General features: G+C 39.9%; 15 protein-coding genes and 1 tRNA gene. 15 read left to right on the top strand and 1 reads right to left on the bottom strand.

The annotated features are described in order from the left end of the window. Window positions 1-36: 36 nt before the first annotated feature. The 8 genes from rsmD (at window position 37) to RQ973_RS05345 (ending at window position 6,470) form a co-directional block, all read left to right on the top strand. Window positions 37-576, top strand: a complete 540-nt coding sequence (gene rsmD, locus RQ973_RS05380; RefSeq protein WP_049509607.1) for a 16S rRNA (guanine(966)-N(2))-methyltransferase RsmD — start codon at window positions 37-39, stop codon at window positions 574-576. Continuing rightward, a complete protein-coding gene (coaD, locus tag RQ973_RS05375) occupies window positions 566-1,054 on the top strand; it encodes a pantetheine-phosphate adenylyltransferase (RefSeq protein WP_153225126.1) in 489 nt (162 codons plus the stop codon). The genes rsmD and coaD overlap by 11 nt, the downstream gene beginning before the upstream one ends. Then, window positions 1,038-2,075 (top strand): SepM family pheromone-processing serine protease, encoded by a 1,038-nt coding sequence (locus tag RQ973_RS05370; RefSeq protein ID WP_000730764.1) that lies wholly within the window; start codon window positions 1,038-1,040, stop codon window positions 2,073-2,075. Before coaD ends, RQ973_RS05370 begins: the two co-directional genes overlap by 17 nt. Before the next feature lie 56 nt (window positions 2,076-2,131). Continuing rightward, window positions 2,132-2,362 (top strand): DUF1146 family protein, encoded by a 231-nt coding sequence (locus tag RQ973_RS05365; protein WP_311523062.1) that lies wholly within the window; start codon window positions 2,132-2,134, stop codon window positions 2,360-2,362. A 25-nt stretch (window positions 2,363-2,387) separates the two neighbouring features. Further along, window positions 2,388-3,674: a UDP-N-acetylglucosamine 1-carboxyvinyltransferase gene (gene murA / locus RQ973_RS05360; protein WP_311523060.1), complete on the top strand. Its 1,287-nt coding sequence runs from the start codon at window positions 2,388-2,390 to the stop codon at window positions 3,672-3,674. After that, on the top strand, window positions 3,667-3,855 hold the full coding sequence (locus tag RQ973_RS05355; RefSeq protein ID WP_060956404.1) for a DNA-directed RNA polymerase subunit beta: 189 nt from the start codon (window positions 3,667-3,669) through the stop codon (window positions 3,853-3,855). The genes murA and RQ973_RS05355 overlap by 8 nt, the downstream gene beginning before the upstream one ends. 197 nt (window positions 3,856-4,052) lie before the next feature. Further along, a complete protein-coding gene (locus RQ973_RS05350; protein ID WP_301559504.1) occupies window positions 4,053-4,883 on the top strand; it encodes a DNA/RNA non-specific endonuclease in 831 nt (276 codons plus the stop codon). A gap of 255 nt (window positions 4,884-5,138) precedes the next feature. Then, entirely contained in the window at window positions 5,139-6,470 is a 1,332-nt protein-coding gene (locus tag RQ973_RS05345) for a hemolysin family protein (RefSeq protein WP_281335227.1), read from the top strand. Window positions 6,471-6,556: 86 nt separating this feature from the next. Here RQ973_RS05345 and RQ973_RS05340 read toward each other — a convergent pair. Then, window positions 6,557-6,627, bottom strand: a tRNA-Cys gene (locus RQ973_RS05340). A gap of 189 nt (window positions 6,628-6,816) precedes the next feature. Here RQ973_RS05340 and RQ973_RS05335 point away from each other — a divergent pair. The 7 genes from RQ973_RS05335 to RQ973_RS05305 all read left to right on the top strand — a co-directional run. Continuing rightward, a complete protein-coding gene (locus RQ973_RS05335; protein WP_281335228.1) occupies window positions 6,817-8,796 on the top strand; it encodes a peptide ABC transporter substrate-binding protein in 1,980 nt (659 codons plus the stop codon). A gap of 65 nt (window positions 8,797-8,861) precedes the next feature. Then, a complete protein-coding gene (locus tag RQ973_RS05330) occupies window positions 8,862-10,358 on the top strand; it encodes an ABC transporter permease (protein WP_049502738.1) in 1,497 nt (498 codons plus the stop codon). Beyond that, entirely contained in the window at window positions 10,358-11,284 is a 927-nt protein-coding gene (oppC, locus tag RQ973_RS05325) for an oligopeptide ABC transporter permease OppC (RefSeq protein ID WP_248035153.1), read from the top strand. Before RQ973_RS05330 ends, oppC begins: the two co-directional genes overlap by 1 nt. 8 nt (window positions 11,285-11,292) lie before the next feature. Beyond that, entirely contained in the window at window positions 11,293-12,360 is a 1,068-nt protein-coding gene (locus tag RQ973_RS05320) for an ABC transporter ATP-binding protein (RefSeq protein WP_281335229.1), read from the top strand. Window positions 12,361-12,370: 10 nt separating this feature from the next. Then, window positions 12,371-13,297 (top strand): ATP-binding cassette domain-containing protein, encoded by a 927-nt coding sequence (locus RQ973_RS05315; RefSeq protein WP_001291283.1) that lies wholly within the window; start codon window positions 12,371-12,373, stop codon window positions 13,295-13,297. Between the two features lie 437 nt (window positions 13,298-13,734). Further along, window positions 13,735-14,718 carry an acetylxylan esterase gene (locus RQ973_RS05310; protein WP_281335230.1) on the top strand — a complete coding sequence of 328 codons (984 nt, stop codon included), beginning with the start codon at window positions 13,735-13,737 and terminating at the stop codon, window positions 14,716-14,718. 368 nt (window positions 14,719-15,086) lie between these two features. Then, window positions 15,087-18,361: SIALI-17 repeat-containing surface protein (locus RQ973_RS05305; RefSeq protein WP_311523057.1), on the top strand; the 3,275-nt coding region annotated here is incomplete at its 3' end.

Raw genomic sequence — 18,361 nt, 5'->3', positions numbered from 1 at the left:
TTCTTTTTTTGATAAGAATTTGGTATAATATACGGTATGAAAATCGTATCAGGTATCTACGGAGGGCGTCCTTTAAAGACGCTGGACGGTAAAACAACTCGACCTACTTCAGATAAGGTAAGGGGCGCTATTTTTAATATGATTGGTCCCTACTTTGAAGGTGGGCGAGTGCTAGATCTTTATGCTGGCAGTGGTGGTCTATCCATCGAAGCAGTCTCAAGAGGGATGTCCAGTGCCGTTCTGGTCGAGAAGGATCGCCGAGCCCAGAATATAGTCGCAGAAAATATCCGAATGACTAAGGAAACTTCCAAGTTTCAATTATTGAAAATGGAATCCAGTCGTGCATTAGAACAGGTGGATGGTGCCTTTGATCTAATTTTTTTGGACCCTCCCTATGCAAAAGAACAAATCGTGTCAGATATTGAAAAAATGGCAGAGAGAGATCTTTTTTCAGAAGATGTCATGGTGGTTTGCGAAACCGATAAATCAGTAGAACTTCCAGAAGAAATCGCCTGTTTGGGTATCTGGAAGGAAAAAATATATGGGATTAGTAAGGTGACGGTTTATGTCAGATAAGATTGGGCTATTTACAGGTTCCTTTGATCCGATGACCAATGGACATTTGGATCTCATTGAGCGTGCAAGTAAGCTCTTTGATCAATTGTATGTAGGAATTTTTTATAATCCTCATAAAACAGGATTTTTGACGATTGAGAGCCGAAAGAAAACTGTTGAAAAAGCACTAGCACATCTCAAAAATGTCCAAGTCATAGCTTCTCACGATGAATTAGTCGTTGATGTTGCTAGAAAATTAGGTGCAGAGGTCTTGGTGCGTGGCTTGCGTAATGCAACAGATCTTCAGTATGAAGCCAGTTTTGATTTTTACAACCATCAGCTAGCAGGAGAAATGGAGACAATCTACCTTCACAGTCGGCCGGAGCATGTTTACATCAGCTCTTCAGCTGTGAGAGAACTATTGAAATTTGGTCAAGATATCAGTGATTATGTACCAAATGCTGTCCTAGAGGAGTTAAACAATGAAGAAAAAAACTAGATGGCCCTTATATCTCATTATTGGGCTCATTATCACTTTTATCGCTTTTACGGTGCCCCTGCCTTATTATATCGAGGTGCCAGGAACTTCTGAAGATATTCGAAAGGTTTTACAAGTTAATAACCAACCTGACCAAGAGGAAGGTTCCTACCAATTTGTGACGGTTGGAGTTAAGCACGCTAGAATGGTTGACTTGTTTTATGCCTGGCTAACTCCTTTCACGGACATACATAGCGCCAAAGAGATGACTGGTGGTTCATCAGATGCAGAATTTATGAGAATCAACCAGTTTTACATGGAAACTTCGCAAAACATGGCCAAATATCAAGGTCTAAAGACGGCGGGTAAGGAAATAGAGCTCAAATATTTGGGTGTCTACGTTTTGACTGTAACAGATAACTCGACTTTCAAGGGAGTTCTTAATATTGCTGACACCGTAACAGCTGTGAATGATAAAACTTTTGAGAGTTCAAAAGAGATGGTGGATTACGTTAATTCTCAAACTCTAGGCGATCAGGTGAAGGTTACTTATGAGGAGGATGGAAAAGTTAAGACTGCCGAAGGAAAGATCATTACTCTAGAAAATGGGAAGAATGGTATCGGAATAGGTTTGATTGACCGCACAGAAGTATCTAGTGATGTACCAATCAAATTTTCAACTGCTGGCATTGGAGGTCCTAGTGCCGGAATGATGTTCAGTTTATCCATCTATACGCAAATTGCAGATCCTACTCTTCGAAATGGACGTATCATTGCGGGTACCGGAAGCATCGATAGAGATGGTAACGTAGGTGACATTGGCGGAATTGATAAAAAAGTGGTTGCCGCAGCTAAAAAGGGAGCTACTGTATTCTTTGCTCCTAACAATCCAGTAACTGAGGAAGCTAAAAAGGCAAATCCAAATGCCAAGAGTAACTATGACACAGCTCTAGAAGCAGCTCAAATGATTAAAACAGACATGAAAATCGTTCCAGTCAAAACGCTTCAAGATGCGATTGACTATTTAAAAAACAATCCCTAAACAGTAGGCGAATCCCTAAACTAGCGTAGAAAAAAAGAAGATGGTATAATAGGCAAATGATTCAATTGTTTTTTACCCTTAGTAGTCATATGTTTTTTGTCTACCTAGTCTTTCAGCTCTTGAAAGATTTGGTCAGATGGGATCAAATTTTGAAGGTGACAAAGGATAATGCGAAGAAGGTTCGACTCTTGGTAGTATTGTGTAGTATCGGTTTAGGATATCTGGTTAGTTCCTTTTTTCTGAACCTTTACCAACTTTGGCAAGAAGCAGTTAGGACGCTATTTTAAAATTGTAAGTGAAGGAAAATACTCTATGGAAAAAATTGTAGTTCAAGGTGGCGATAATCGTTTGGTTGGAAGTGTTACCATCGAGGGCGCAAAAAATGCAGTTTTGCCACTGCTTGCAGCAACTATTTTAGCAAGTGAAGGAAAAACGGTCTTAAAAAATGTTCCTATTTTATCGGATGTTTTTACCATGAATCAGGTGGTTCGTGGATTAAATGCGAAAGTAGACTTTGATCAAGAAGCACATGTTGTTGAAGTTGATGCTACTGGAGACATCACCGAAGAAGCACCTTATAAGTACGTCAGCAAGATGCGTGCTTCTATTGTAGTATTGGGGCCAATCTTGGCTCGTGTGGGACATGCTAAAGTTTCTATGCCAGGTGGCTGTACGATCGGTAGTCGTCCGATAGACCTCCACCTTAAAGGACTCGAAGCAATGGGGGCTGAGATTACTCAGACGGCAGGTTATATTGAAGCTAAGGCGGAACGCTTGCACGGTGCACATATCTACATGGACTTTCCAAGTGTAGGTGCTACTCAAAACTTGATGATGGCAGCAACTCTTGCTAACGGCGTTACAGTCATTGAAAATGCTGCGCGTGAACCTGAGATTGTCGACTTGGCTGTTCTCCTAAATAAAATGGGTGCCAAAGTTAAGGGGGCAGGAACAGAAACTATTACCATTACTGGTGTTGAGCAACTACACGGTGCAACCCACAATGTTGTGCAAGACCGTATTGAAGCAGGGACCTTCATGGTAGCAGCTGCCATTACAGGTGGAGATGTCTTGATTCTGGATGCTATCTGGGAACATAATCGTCCCTTGATTGCTAAATTACAGGAAATGGGTGTTGAAGTCATCGATGAGGACGAAGGAATTCGTATTCGTTCTCAACGTGAAAAATTAAAGGCTGTTCATGTTAAGACACTTCCACATCCAGGATTTCCGACAGATATGCAAGCGCAGTTCACTGCTCTAATGACCGTTGCGCAAGGTGAGTCAACTATGGTAGAAACTGTATTTGAGAATCGTTTTCAACATTTAGAGGAAATGCGTCGTATGGGTTTGCACTCTGAAATCATCCGTGATACAGCCCGTATTATCGGCGGACAACGACTCCAAGGTGCAGAAGTTCTATCGACAGACTTACGTGCCAGTGCAGCCTTGATTTTGACTGGCTTGGTAGCTGAAGGCGAAACAGTTGTAGGAAAGCTTGTCCATTTAGATAGAGGTTACTACCGTTTTCATGAAAAATTAGCCCAGTTAGGAGCTAAGATTGAACGGGTAAGTGTGGAAGCTGATGAAGATGAATAAACAATCCAAATATGTCTTACGTCGCTTTATTCTAGTAATTGTAGTATTACTACTAGGAGTCTTAGCTCTTGCTATTGGTTTGATGATTGGCTATGGTATTCTAGGAAAAGGTCAAGATCCTTGGGCTATTTTAGCACCAGCAAAATGGCAAGAACTCATTGCAAAATTTACAGGAAAATAGGCTGGGAGACCAGTCTTTTTCTAGGAAGTGAATGTAATACTCAATGAAAATCAAAGAGCAAACTAGGAAGAGAACCGCAGGTTGCTCAAAACACCGTTTTGAGGTTGTGGATAGAACTGACGAAGTCAGTAACACATATACGGCAAGATGAAGCTGACGTGGTTTGAAGAGATTTTCGAAGAGTACAAGGAGAAAATATGAATAAAAAAACAAGGCAGGCCCTAATTGGCCTCTTGCTCTTTTTGCTCTTGTCAGCAGGAAGCTACTATATTAAACAAATGCAGTCTTCCAACACTGCACCACAAACACAAGTAAAACAAAAATCACAGTCGTCTGATACTCCAAGTCAAGAACTGGCAGAAAGTGTCCTAACAGATTCAGTTAAAAAACAAATCAAGGGCACGCTAGAGTGGAATGGCGCAGGAGCCTTTATCGTCAATAACAATAAAACCAATCTAGACGCTAAGGTTTCAAGTAAACCCTATGCGGATAACAAGACAAAAACTGTAGGAGGAGAGACAGTTCCCACAGTAGCGAATGCAATCATGTCAAAGGCAACAAGACAGTACAAGGACCGTGAAGAAACTGGCAATGGTTCAACATCTTGGACGCCTGCGGGTTGGCATCAGGTTAAGAACCTAAAAGGAAGTTATAATCACGCAGTTGATAGAGGACACTTGTTAGGCTATGCCTTGATAGGTGGCTTAGATGGCTTCGATGCTTCTACCAGCAATCCTAAAAATATTGCCGTACAGACAGCTTGGGCCAACCAAGCGCGTGCAGAAGATTCCACAGGCCAAAACTACTATGAAAGTCTGGTTCGAAAAGCCCTAGATCAGAATAAACGAGTGCGTTACCGTGTGACGTTGCTCTATGCGTCTGAGGAAGACTTGGTGCCGTCCGCATCGCAGATTGAAGCTAAGTCCTCTGATGGAGAATTGGAGTTTAATGTCGTTATTCCAAATGTCCAAAAGGGAATTCAGTTAGATTACCGAACAGGTGAGGTCACAGTCACAAAAAATAACTAATTGATCAAGAGGTTGAGGGAAAATCCCAACCTCGTTTTTTATTAGTCATGAACTGTTGACACGATTGGTTGTATTTTCCTCTTTTCAGATTTTTAAAGAGCTTTTTTGAAAATTCACAAGGCTGGAACTAAAGCATCAAGACTAGGGGTTCAGCTCTTTGTTCCACGCCCCTTTATCATAGAAATTGAAAATTAATGTGTAGAAATTGGAAAATATGGTATAATAGTTTCAATTATACTTTTTAGGAGAAGGAAAATGGAAGACCCGAGCAGTCAGGATTTGTTACTGCAATTTGTTTTATTAGTTGTTTTGACCTTTTTAAATGCCTTTTTCTCTGCAACAGAAATGGCCATGGTTTCACTTAGTCGTTCACGTGTTGAGCAAAAAGCCGAAGAGGGAGATAAACGCTATATCCGTTTACTAAAGGTACTTGAAAACCCGAATCACTTTTTATCAACCATTCAAGTTGGTATCACCTTAATTACGATCTTGTCAGGGGCTAAACTAGCAGATTCACTTGGAGAGTTGATTGCCTCTTGGATGGGAAATAGCGAAACTGCCTATGCGGTAGCTAGCTTCTTATCATTAGCTTTCTTGACCTATATTTCTATTGTTTTTGGTGAGCTTTATCCTAAGCGAATTGCTCTAAATCTTAAGGATGCCTTGGCTATCAGAACAGTACCGTTTATTATTGCTCTTGGTAAGATTGTGAGTCCCTTCGTTTGGATGCTCTCAGCATCAACTAATCTCTTGAGTCAATTGACACCGATGACATTTGACGATGCAGATGAAAAAATGACTCGTGATGAGATTGAGTACATGTTGTCTAAGAGTGAAGAAACCTTGGATGCTGATGAAATTGAAATGTTACAAGGGATTTTCTCGCTAGACGAGCTCATGGCACGTGAAGTCATGGTTCCTCGAACCGATGCTTTCATGGTAGATATTCAAGATGACACTCAAACCATTATCCAAAGTATCTTAAAACAGAACTTTTCTCGTATTCCTGTTTATGATGGAGATAAGGATAATGTTATTGGATTGATTCATACTAAGAGTCTTCTTAAAGAAGCCTTTGCCAGCGGTTTTGACAATATTGTCTGGAAGCGAATCTTACAAGATCCACTCTTTGTACCTGAAACCATTTTTGTTGATGATTTATTAAAAGAGTTTAGAAATACCCAAAGACAGATGGCTATCCTACTGGATGAGTATGGAGGTATGGCTGGTCTAGTTACGTTGGAGGATCTCCTTGAGGAGATTGTTGGTGAGATTGATGATGAAACTGACCGAGCTGAAGTCTATGTTCACACTATTGGTGAGAATACCTATATTGTTCAAGGTACGATGAACTTGAACGACTTCAATAGTTATTTCGATGTTGAACTTGAAAGTGACGATGTAGATACGATTGCTGGTTACTATTTGACTGGCGTGGGAACTATTCCAACATCAGAAAAACTTAGCTATGAGTTAGAAAGTAGCAATAAGCATATCACTCTAACCAATGATAAAGTCAAAAATGGACGTGTAACCAAGCTTAAGGTTCAAATCCAAGCACTCGAATCAGAAGAAGAAACAGAATAAAACAAAAGCTTTATCAGAGTAGAACTGATAAAGCTTTTCTAGTAGTAAAAAAGAAAAGACCCCTGTAGGAGCCTTTGATAATATAGAGGCGGTAGACGGATTTGAACCGACGATCAAGCTTTTGCAGAGCCGTGCCTTACCACTTGGCTATACCGCCTTAACTTTTATTATTATACCTTTTAAATTAAATCTCGTCAATAGTTTCTTTTCTGAAAATGTAAGTTATCCTGCTTTCCTGATTTAAAAAGGCATGCGACAAAATATTCTGAAAATTCGTTTACTTTTGAAAGGGATTATGGTATAATTAACAGTATCTCATTAATTTTAATAGAGGAGTTAACTAAACATGAAAAAAGGTCGGATTTTTGCGGTAGCAGGGGTTGCCCTACTTGCAACAGGCGTTCTCGCAGCTTGTGGTTCTTCAAAATCATCAAATGCTGAAGCACCAAAAGCATATGGTTATGTATACACTGCTGATCCAGAAACATTGGACTACCTTATCTCTGGTAAACAAAGTACAAAAGTTGCCACTTCAAACGGTATCGATGGACTCTTTACGAATGATAAGTATGGTAACCTTACTCCTGCAGTCGCTGAAGATTGGTCAGTATCTCAAGATGGTTTAACATACACGTATAAAATTCGTAAAGGTGTAAAATGGTTCACATCTGATGGTGAAGAATATGCAGAAGTAACTGCAAATGACTTTGTTACAGGTTTGAAACACGCAGCCGACAATAAATCAGCCGCCCTTTACCTAGCACAAAATTCTGTTAAAGGATTGGCTGACTACTTGTCAGGAAACAACACAGACTTCTCTGCAGTAGGTGTTAAAGCAGTCGATGATTACACTCTTCAATATACATTGAACCAACCAGAACCATACTGGAACTCTAAACTGTCTTACGGAATTTTTTGGCCTTTGAACGCAGAGTTTGAAAAATCAAAAGGAAAAGACTTTGGTAAGGCGACAGATCCAACATCATTGCTTTACAATGGTCCGTTCTTGCTTAAAGGATTGACAGCTAAGTCTTCTATCGAGTTTGCGAAGAATGAACAGTATTGGGATAAAGACAATGTTCATATTGATACTGTAACGCTTGCTTATTATGATGGTTCGGACCAAGAATCAATCGAGCGTAACTTTACAAGTGGTGCATACAGCTATGCCCGTCTCTTCCCTACTAGCTCGAACTATTCTAAGGTAGCAGAAACATATAAAGATAATATCTACTATAACCCACAAGGTTCTGGTGTTGCTGGTTTGGGTGTCAATATTGATCGCCAAAGCTATAAGTATACTTCAAAAACAACTGACGAAGAAAAAACTTCTACTAAGAAAGCCCTTCTTAATAAAGATTTCCGTCAAGCTTTGAACTTTGCATTTGATCGCACTGCATATTCGGCTCAGATTAATGGTAAAGATGGAGCAGCACTTGCTGTTCGTAACCTCTTCGTAAAACCAGAATTTGTTTCAGCAGGTGAAAAAACATTTGGTGACTTGGTCACTGAGAAAGTTGTTTCTTATGGTGATGAGTGGAAAGATGTAAACTTTGCAGATGCTCAAGATGGACTTTACAATGCAGACAAAGCGAAAGCAGAATTAGCTAAAGCTAAAAAAGACCTTGAAGCAGATGGCGTAAAATTCCCAATCCACTTGGATATTCCAGTTGACCAAACTGCTAAGAACTACATTGCGCGTATTCAGTCCTTCAAACAATCTGTTGAGACCGCTTTGGGTACAGATAATGTAGTTATCGATATCCAACAAATCACTACGGATGAATTACACAATATCACATACTACGCTGCTAGTGCGGCAGCAGAAGATTGGGACCTTTCAGGTGCTGTTGGATGGAATCCAGACTATGATGATCCATCAACTTACCTTGATATCTTGAAATCAACTAATAGTGAAACAACTAAGACCTACATGGGCTATGATAATCCATCAAATCCAGCGGTTGCTCAAGTTGGTTTGAAAGATTACGACAAATTAGTTGATGATGCAGCTAGTGAAACAAGTGATCTTAACAAACGTTATGAGAAATATGCAGCAGCTCAAGCTTGGTTGACAGATAGCTCACTCTTCCTTCCAGCTATGTCGTCTACTGGTGCTGCTCCAGTTATTTCACGCGTAGTACCATTCTCAGAATCTTATACTCAATCAGGTGATAAAGGCTCAGATATTTACTTCAAATATCTTCAATTGCAAGCTAACACTGTAACAACCAAAGAGTACAAAGAAGCTCGTGAAAAATGGCTCAAAGAAAAAGCTGAATCAAACAAAAAAGCTCAAAAAGAGTTAGCGAGTCATGTGAAATAAATAATGCTCATCAGAACTTTCTCTCCTAAAGGAGAAGGTTCTTTTGGGATTTTAAAGGAAATAATATGAAAAAATATGTTTTTATGCGTATCTTGCGGTCGTTGGTTTCTATTTTCTTAGTAACGACCTTGATTTACACAATCATCTATACGATGGTTCCACGGAAGTTGATCTTCAAACAAGATACTAACTACAATAAAATTGCGACAACGGCTGATAAACGAGATAACTATGAAAATACTGTCTTTGAGCGTATGGGTTATATCGAATATTACGATACGAAAGAGTTGCAGGAAAAAGCTAGTAGCATTGACTCTTCTGTTACAGTAGATGCAAATGATACAAATAAAGCAATCTATGAAAAATATATCCAACAACTTGGGAATGGTTGGACTCTAGGTGAGTTTACAGAGAGTGGACAATTCTACGCTACACGTGAAATTCCTATTTTTGAGCGTGTGTTCAAATTCTATGCAAACTTGCTTGATATTGACCATACAAACAAGATCCAAGACCCTGAGAATCCTAACTTAGAGCGTTATTTGCGCTTTGAGAATGACCCTGCTATCGGTTGGTCTCTTGTGGGTTCAGGTACTAAACACAAATACCTCTTATACTTCAATAGTCAGTTCCCATTTGTTCACCAAAACTTTGTCAACTTGAATCTAGGAGATTCTTATCCAACTTATGCCAATACTCCTGTTCTTCAAGTTATTACACAAGGACAAGGACAAACGAAGACTTCTGAAGTTCAATTCCCAACTGGTAAGAAAACATCATCAGTTAACATTTACTCAAGAACTTATAAATCTCCGAGTCAAGCTGATGCTCGTGAAGTAGCGAACTACGGTAAAGATGATCCATATACAGCTACTGAAAGCAACTATCAGTACCCATCTATGATTGCAAGTTCTGCTATCACTGGTTTGATTGGTCTTGCGATTTCATATGCGATTGCGATTCCTCTTGGTTCAGCAATGGCTCGTTTCAAAAACACTTGGATCGATAGTTTCGCTACAGGGACTCTAACGTTCTTGTTGGCTCTTCCAACGATTGCCCTAGTCTATATTATTCGTTTGATTGGTTCTTCAATCGGCTTCCCAGACTCATTCCCAATCTTGGGTGCTGGTGATTGGCGTTCTTATGTCCTTCCAGCAGTGATTCTAGGCTTGCTAGGAGCACCTACTATGGCAATTTGGATTCGCCGTTATATGATTGACTTGCAATCACAAGATTTCGTTCGTTTTGCTCGTGCTAAAGGTTTGTCTGAGAAAGAGATTTCTGATAAGCACATCTTTAAAAATGCTATGGTACCACTCGTTTCTGGTATCCCAGGTTCTATCATTGGTGTTATTGGTGGAGCAACTCTTACTGAAACAGTCTTCGCCTTCCCAGGTATGGGTAAAATGTTGATCGACTCTGTAAAGGCTTCAAACAATAATATGGTAGTTGGTCTCGTCTTTATCTTCACTTGTGTTTCAATCTTCTCAAACCTTATTGGAGATATTTGGATGACCATTATTGACCCACGTATTAAATTGACAGAGAAAGGAGGCAAATAATGTCTACAATTAGTAATGAAAAATTTCAGTTTGTAAAACGTGATGATTATGCCTCTGAAGCAATTGATGCTCCTGCCTACTCATACTGGGGTTCTGTCTTTAGACAGTTTTTGAAGAAGAAATCAACAGTAATCATGCTAGGTATCTTGATTGCAATTGTTTTGATGAGTTTCATTTACCCAATGTTCTCTGATTTTGACTTCAATGATGTAAGTAAGGTAAATGATTTTAGCGCTCGTTACATTAAGCCAAATGCTGAGCATTGGTTTGGTACAGATAGTAATGGTAAATCTCTCTTTGACGGTGTCTGGTTTGGAGCTCGTAACTCTATCTTGATTTCTGTCATTGCGACCTTTGTCAACCTTTTTATCGGTGTTGTTATTGGTGGAATTTGGGGGATCTCAAAATCAGTTGACCGTATCATGATGGAAGTCTACAACGTTATCAACAATATTCCATCACTTTTGATCGTTATTGTTTTGACTTACTCTATCGGTGCAGGTTTCTGGAATTTGATCTTTGCCATGAGTGTAACCACTTGGATTAGTGTTGCCCATTCAATTCGTATCCAAATGTTACGTTACCGTGATTTAGAGTACAACCTTGCTTCACGTACCTTGGGAACACCAAGTTACAAAATTATTATGAAAAACATTATGCCCCAATTGGTATCTGTTATTGTTACGAGTACGTCGCAAATGCTTCCATCTTTTATCTCATATGAAGCTTTCCTATCATTCTTTGGACTTGGCTTGCCAATCACAGTACCAAGTTTGGGACGTTTGATTTCAGATTATTCTCAGAACGTAACAACCAATGCATACCTCTTCTGGATTCCATTGACAACTTTGGTCTTGGTATCCTTGTCCCTTTTCGTAGTAGGTCAAAACCTAGCGGATGCTAGTGATCCACGTACACATAGATAGGAGTAGAAATGACAAAAGAAAAAAATGTAATTTTGACTGCTCAAGATATTGTCGTGGAATTTGATGTTCGTGACAAGATTTTGACAGCTATTCGAGGTGTCTCCATTGATCTGATCGAGGGAGAGGTTCTCGCTTTAGTTGGAGAGTCAGGTTCAGGTAAATCAGTTTTGACAAAAACATTCACAGGAATGTTGGAAGAAAATGGTCGTATTGCACAAGGTAGTATTAATTACCGTGGGCAAGATTTGACAGCTTTATCTTCTCATAAAGATTGGGAAAGTATTCGTGGTGCGAAGATTGCAACTATCTTCCAAGATCCAATGACCAGTCTAGACCCAATCAAGACAATCGGAAGTCAAATCACAGAAGTTATTGTTAAACACCAAGGCAAGACTGCGCAAGAAGCTAAAGAATTGGCTATCGACTATATGAATAAAGTTGGTATTCCAGATTCTGAGAAACGTTTTGACGAGTATCCTTTCCAATATTCTGGGGGAATGCGTCAACGTATCGTTATCGCGATTGCTCTTGCTTGTCGTCCAGACATTCTTATCTGTGATGAGCCGACAACAGCTCTTGACGTGACCATCCAAGCACAGATTATTGATTTGTTGAAGTCACTTCAACACGAATACCACTTTACAACAATCTTTATCACCCATGACCTAGGTGTCGTAGCAAGTATCGCTGATAAAGTTGCAGTTATGTATGCTGGTGAAATCGTCGAGTATGGTACTGTTGAAGAAATCTTCTACGACCCACGTCATCCATATACATGGAGCCTCTTGTCAAGCTTGCCTCAACTTGCGGATGACAAAGGTGAATTGTACTCAATCCCTGGAACACCTCCATCGCTTTATACTGAATTGAAGGGAGATGCTTTTGCTCTTCGTTCAGATTATGCTATGAAGATTGACTTCGAGGAAAAAGCACCTCAGTTTGCAGTATCTGATACTCATTGGGCTAAGACATGGTTGCTTCATGAACAAGCTCCAAAAGTTGAAAAACCATCGGTGATTGCAGATTTACACGACAAGATTCGTGAAAAGATGGGCTTTACACATCTTGTGGACTAGGAGGAAGGAAATGTCTGAAAAATTAGTAGAAATTAAAGACTTAGAAATTTCCTTCGGTGAAGGAAGCAAAAAGTTTGTCGCTGTTAAAAATGCGAACTTCTTTATCAACAAAGGAGAAACTTTCTCACTTGTTGGAGAGTCTGGTAGTGGTAAGACAACAATTGGTCGTGCTATTATCGGTCTTAATGATACCAGCAAAGGTGATATCATCTTTGAAGGTCAAAAAATTAATGGTAAAAAATCACGTGAACAAGCTTCGGAATTAATCCGTCGTATCCAAATGATTTTCCAGGACCCTGCTGCAAGTTTGAATGAACGTGCAACGGTTGACTATATCATTTCTGAAGGTCTTTATAACCACCATTTATTTAAAGATGAAGAAGAAAGAAAAGAAAAAGTTCAAAATATTATTCGTGAAGTGGGACTTTTGGCTGAACATTTGACACGTTACCCACATGAGTTTTCAGGTGGACAACGTCAACGTATCGGGATTGCCCGTGCCTTGGTTATGCAACCTGACTTCGTTATTGCGGATGAGCCGATTTCAGCCTTGGACGTTTCAGTACGTGCCCAAGTTTTGAACTTGCTCAAGAAATTCCAAAAGGAATTAGGCTTGACTTATCTCTTTATCGCCCACGATTTGTCAGTAGTTCGTTTCATCTCTGATCGTATCGCGGTAATTTATAAGGGTGTCATTGTTGAAGTGGCTGAGACTGAAGAATTGTTTAACAATCCAGTTCATCCATACACGCAAGCACTTCTATCAGCTGTTCCTATTCCAGACCCAATCTTGGAACGTAAAAAAGTTTTGAAAGTCTATGATCCAGATCAACATGACTATGAAACTGATAAACCTTCTATGGTAGAAATTCGTCCAGGTCACTATGTTTGGGCAAACCAAGCTGAGTTGGAACGCTATAAAAAAGATTTGAAATAAGAAAGAGTTTTGTAATCTTGGTAGAATAATTCTATTAAGGTTATGAAACTTTTTTATTTTTGTAAAAGAACATTAGTTTAAAGATAGACAACTATATACCCGAAAACATGCTAATACTCAATGAAAATCAAAGAGCAAACTAGGAAGCTAGCCGTAGGTTGCTCAAAGCACGGCTTTGAGGTTGCAGATAAAGCTGACCTAGTTTGGATTTGAGTATAAGCCTAGTCTTCAATGACTCTTGGAGGAGAGAGAAAAGAAGCTGTTATTCTTTGAAAGTGTATTGAATTTATACAGAATGGAATGGATAAAACTACTTTCAGATAAGCTTTTATGAATCTTCAAAATTAAAATCACTTTCTATTTAAAATATCAGTCTTGCATTGCCTTCCTTTATGTGCTAGAGTTATGGTAACGTTTACAAAATTAAGGAGGGTTTTATGAGAAATTCAGCACTAATAGAAGAAATGAAAACTTACAGAGGTCGAGATGAAGTTCCGCAAGACTTTGACGATTTTTGGGATGGGGAAATAGAGAAGGTTTCGGTCTTGCCAGATTACCAACTAGAAGAACGTGATTTTCATATTCCAAATGTGAAGTGTTATGAGCTAACTTTTAAGGGCACTCGGGAAGGTCTTGTTTATGCGCGTGTGGTCTTACCAAAATCTGAACATAAAGTACCAGTTATTTTTCACTTCCATGGCTATATGGGACGTTGCTGGGATTGGGCAGATATGTTGGCCTTTACAGTCGCTGGTTATGGCGTTGTATCTATGGATGTCCGTGGTCAGTCTGGTTACTCACAAGATGGCTTGCGCTCGCCACTCGGAAATACTGTTAAGGGCCAAATCATTCGTGGTGCAGTAGAAGGAAAAGAGCAACTCTTCTATAAGGATGTTTATCTTGATATTTATCAATTAGTTGAGATTGTAGCTAGCTTCCCACAAGTGGATGAAGGCCAATTAGCAAGCTATGGAGCTTCTCAAGGAGGAGCGCTGGCTCTAGTGGCTGCGGGGTTAAATCCACGGATTAAGCGAACCGTAGCTATTTATCCATTCTTATCAGACTTTAGACGAGTGCTAGAGATTGGAAATACCAGCGAAGCCTATGATGAGCTTTTTCGTTACTTTAAGTTCCATGATCCATTCCATGAGACAGAAGAGCAGATTATGGAAACACTTAGCTATATCGATGTAAAAAATCTTGCCCATCGTATTAAGGGGGAAGTTCGGATGATTACTGGACTTGATGACGATGTCTGCTATCCAATCACTCAGTTTGCTATTTACAACCGTTTGACTTGTGAAAAGAGTTATCGTATCATGCCTGAATATGCTCACGAAGCCATGAATGTTCATGTCAATGATCAAGTTTACAACTGGTTGTGTGGTAGTGAGATCCCCTTTACCTATCTTGGTCACTAAAAATTGAAAAAAAGCTCTGTAGTTTCGAATGAACTACAGTCTTTTCTTTATGTGACTCAGATAATGAGAAAGTAGTTTCAGGTAGTTTGAAACTTCTAAATATCTTTGAAAGTAGAATCTATTATGGATTATAAAGTCTAAAATTTAGAATATTTATTATATAATATGGTTAAGATAAAAAGTGAAAGGAGTATAGCTAGTTGCGAATCTTTTAACTTGGAATTTATAAAAGAGCAACAGCATTTCATTTACAAAGAATGGCAATTCCATTCAATAATACAGTTTCTTATTTGCAGCTAGTCTGAAAGGCTAAAAATTTTAAGCAAAAAAGAAAGCGCTTTATTTTTTAAAATAACGGAAGGGAAAACATGAATCAGAGAGATTTTGATAGAAAACAGAGATATGGAATTCGGAAATTTGCAGTTGGAGCAGCTTCAGTAGTGATTGGAGCCATTGTTTTTGGTGCTGCCCCTGCTTTGGCTCAAGAGCTACCATCAGCGAATGGTGAAACAGCGGGGCAATCTTTGCCAGAATTGCCTAAGGAAGTAGAGACAGGAAGTCTGACGAATCTCGATAAGGAGCTTGCAGGCCAAGTAACCACAGTAAATAATAGTGGAACAGAAGTGAGCCGTGAAGAGTTGCAAGCAAACCCAGGGTCTGAAAAACCAACAGAAACAGAAGCATCAAACGAAACTCCAGCTACAGAGAGTGAAGACGAGGAAGTTGGAAATATTCCCCGTGACTTTTATGCCAGAGAGTTGGAAAATGCCAATACTGTTATTGAAAAAGAGGATGTGGAAACCAATCCTTCAAATGGTCAAAGAATTGACATGAAAGAGGAACTTGACAAGCTTAAAAAACTTCAAAATGCGACCATTCATATGGAGTTTAAGCCAGATGCATCTGCTCCACGTTTTTACAACCTTTTCTCAGTCTCTAGTGATACCAAAGTAAATGAGTATTTCACCATGGCCATCCTTGATAACACAGCTATCGTTGAAGGTCGTGATGCAAATGGAAATCAATTCTATGGTGATTATAAAACTGCTCCTTTGAAGATTAAGCCAGGTGAGTGGAACTCTGTAACCTTTACAGTTGAAAGACCAAATGCTGACCAACCAAAAGGTCAAGTTCGTGTCTATGTGAATGGTGTCTTGTCGCGTACAAGTCCTCAGTCTGGTCGCTTCATTCAAGATATGCCAGATGTCAACCATGTACAAATCGGTACAACAAAACGCACAGGCAAAAACTTCTGGGGCGCTAATCTTAAAGTCCGTAATCTGACTGTTTATGACCGTGCTCTTTCTCAAGAAGAAGTTAAAAAACGTAGCCAACTTTTTGAAAGAGGAGAGTTGGAGAAGAAACTTCCTGAAGGAGCAAAAGTTACTGATAAACTGGATGTTTTTGAAGGTGGTGAGAACCGCAAACCAAATAAAGATGGTATCGCAAGCTACCGCATTCCAGCTCTGCTGAAAACTGATAAGGGAACCTTGATTGCTGGAGCAGACGAGAGACGTTTGCATCACTCTGACTGGGGTGATATCGGTATGGTCATTCGTCGTAGTGATGATAAGGGTAAAACTTGGGGAGATAGAATCGTCATCTCAAATCCTCGTGACAATGAGAAGGCTAAGAGAGCTCATGCAGGATCACCAGTCAACATTGACATGGCTCTAGTTCAAGATCCGAAAACTAAGAGAATCTTTGCCATTTATGATATGTTCGTAGAAGGCGAAGCTGTTAGAGATTTGCCAGGAAAAGCGCCACAAGCCTATGAGAAAATTGGTGACAAGGTATACCAAGTCTTGTACAAACAAGGTGATGCAGGACGTTATACCATTCGTGAAAATGGCGAAGTTTTTGACCCTGAAAATAGAAAGACAGAATACCGTGTTGTAGTTGATCCTAAGAAACCAGCCTATAGTGATAAGGGTGATCTATACAAGGGTGAAGAACTGATTGGTAATGTCTACTTCGATTATAGCGACAAGAATATCTTTAGAGTTTCAAACACTAACTATCTCTGGATGTCTTATAGCGATGACGATGGAAAAACTTGGTCTGCACCTAAAGATATTACATACGGCATTCGTAAGGACTGGATGCACTTCTTAGGTACTGGACCTGGTACAGGTATTGCCTTACATTCAGGACCTCATAAAGGGCGTCTGGTTATCCCTGCCTACACTACAAATAACGTATCCTACCTCAGTGGATCCCAGTCTTCACGCGTTATTTATTCAGATGATCATGGTGAAACTTGGCACGCTGGTGAAGCGGTCAATGATAACCGTCCAGTAGGTAACCAAACAATTCATTCTTCAACTATGAATAATCCAGGTGCTCAAAATACTGAGTCAACTGTTGTTCAGTTGAATAATGGGGATCTCAAACTCTTCATGCGTGGATTGACAGGGGATTTGCAAGTTGCAACGAGTAAAGACGGTGGAGCAACTTGGGAAAAAGATGTAAAACGCTATTCAGATGTCAAAGATGTCTATGTTCAAATGTCTGCCATTCATACGGTGCACGATGGTAAGGAATATATCATCCTCAGTAATGCAGGTGGTCCAGGACGTTACAATGGTTTGGTACACTTGGCACAAGTGGAAGCTAACGGAGATTTGACTTGGCTCAAGCACAATCCAATTCAAAGCGGTAAATTTGCTTATAACTCCTTGCAAGATCTTGGAAATGGTGAATTTGGTTTGCTTTATGAGCATGCAACTGCCACTCAAAATGAATACACCTTGTCTTATAAAAAATTCAACTGGGATTTCTTAAGTAAGGATAGAATTTCTCCAACAAAAGCAACTGTGAAAAATGCTGTGGAGATGAGCAAAAATGTCATCGCTTTAGAATTTGATTCAGAAGTATTGGTGAATCAACCACCAGTTCTTAAACTGGCAAATGGGAATTTTGCTACCTTCTTGACGCAGTATGATTCAAAAACCTTGTTATTTGCAGCTAGCAAGGAAGATATTGGTCAAGAAATTACAGAAATCATTGATGGTGCAATTGAGAGCATGCATAATTTGCCTGTAAGTCTCGAAGGTGCAGGAGTCCCTGGTGGGAAAAATGCTGCAAAGGCAGAAATCCATGAATTTCCAGAATTCGAAGGCGGTGTCAATGGTGAGGAAGCTGCAGTTCATGAAATTCCAGAAATAGAAGTTGAAGAAAATCCACCGGGCACTATTAATGAAGTCCCAGAATTCGAAGGTGGCGTGAATGGTGCCGAAGCAGCAGTTCATGAAGTCTCAGACTTCGAGGGTGGCGTGAATGGTGAAGAAGCAGCAGTCCATGAAGTTCCAGAATATATTCCAGTGGAAACTTCAAAAGGAGAAGCAGCTGTTCATGAAATTTCAGACTTTGAAGGCGGTGTCAATGGCGAAGGTACAGTTCATGAGAATCCAGCCTTTGATGGTGGCGTCAACGCAGTAGAAGCCTCTAAGTCAGACGCATCAGAGTTCGAAGGCGGTGTCAATGGTGAGGAAGGAGCTAAGGCAGAGAGTCCAGAGTTCGAAGGCGGCGTCAACGCAGTAGAAGCCTCTAAGTCAGACACATCAGACTTTAAAGGCGGTGTCAATAGTGAGGAAGGAGCTAAGGCAGAGAGTCCAGAGTTCGAAGGCGGCGTCAACGCAGT

It is taken from the genome of uncultured Streptococcus sp. (assembly GCF_963511325.1).
In the GTDB taxonomy this organism is placed as follows: Bacteria; Bacillota; Bacilli; order Lactobacillales; family Streptococcaceae; genus Streptococcus.
This window is presented reverse-complemented; position numbering and strand designations above follow the sequence as displayed.

What these genes read in the sequence shown, in the direction of transcription:
- rsmD (WP_049509607.1), top strand. Translation starts at nt 37, where the DNA reads ATGAAAATCGTATCAGGTATCTACGGAGGGCGTCCTTTAAAGACGCTG.
- coaD (WP_153225126.1), top strand. Translation starts at nt 566, where the DNA reads ATGTCAGATAAGATTGGGCTATTTACAGGTTCCTTTGATCCGATGACC.
- RQ973_RS05370 (WP_000730764.1), top strand. Translation starts at nt 1,038, where the DNA reads ATGAAGAAAAAAACTAGATGGCCCTTATATCTCATTATTGGGCTCATT.
- RQ973_RS05365 (WP_311523062.1), top strand. Translation starts at nt 2,132, where the DNA reads ATGATTCAATTGTTTTTTACCCTTAGTAGTCATATGTTTTTTGTCTAC.
- murA (WP_311523060.1), top strand. Translation starts at nt 2,388, where the DNA reads ATGGAAAAAATTGTAGTTCAAGGTGGCGATAATCGTTTGGTTGGAAGT.
- RQ973_RS05355 (WP_060956404.1), top strand. Translation starts at nt 3,667, where the DNA reads ATGAATAAACAATCCAAATATGTCTTACGTCGCTTTATTCTAGTAATT.
- RQ973_RS05350 (WP_301559504.1), top strand. Translation starts at nt 4,053, where the DNA reads ATGAATAAAAAAACAAGGCAGGCCCTAATTGGCCTCTTGCTCTTTTTG.
- RQ973_RS05345 (WP_281335227.1), top strand. Translation starts at nt 5,139, where the DNA reads ATGGAAGACCCGAGCAGTCAGGATTTGTTACTGCAATTTGTTTTATTA.
- RQ973_RS05335 (WP_281335228.1), top strand. Translation starts at nt 6,817, where the DNA reads ATGAAAAAAGGTCGGATTTTTGCGGTAGCAGGGGTTGCCCTACTTGCA.
- RQ973_RS05330 (WP_049502738.1), top strand. Translation starts at nt 8,862, where the DNA reads ATGAAAAAATATGTTTTTATGCGTATCTTGCGGTCGTTGGTTTCTATT.
- oppC (WP_248035153.1), top strand. Translation starts at nt 10,358, where the DNA reads ATGTCTACAATTAGTAATGAAAAATTTCAGTTTGTAAAACGTGATGAT.
- RQ973_RS05320 (WP_281335229.1), top strand. Translation starts at nt 11,293, where the DNA reads ATGACAAAAGAAAAAAATGTAATTTTGACTGCTCAAGATATTGTCGTG.
- RQ973_RS05315 (WP_001291283.1), top strand. Translation starts at nt 12,371, where the DNA reads ATGTCTGAAAAATTAGTAGAAATTAAAGACTTAGAAATTTCCTTCGGT.
- RQ973_RS05310 (WP_281335230.1), top strand. Translation starts at nt 13,735, where the DNA reads ATGAGAAATTCAGCACTAATAGAAGAAATGAAAACTTACAGAGGTCGA.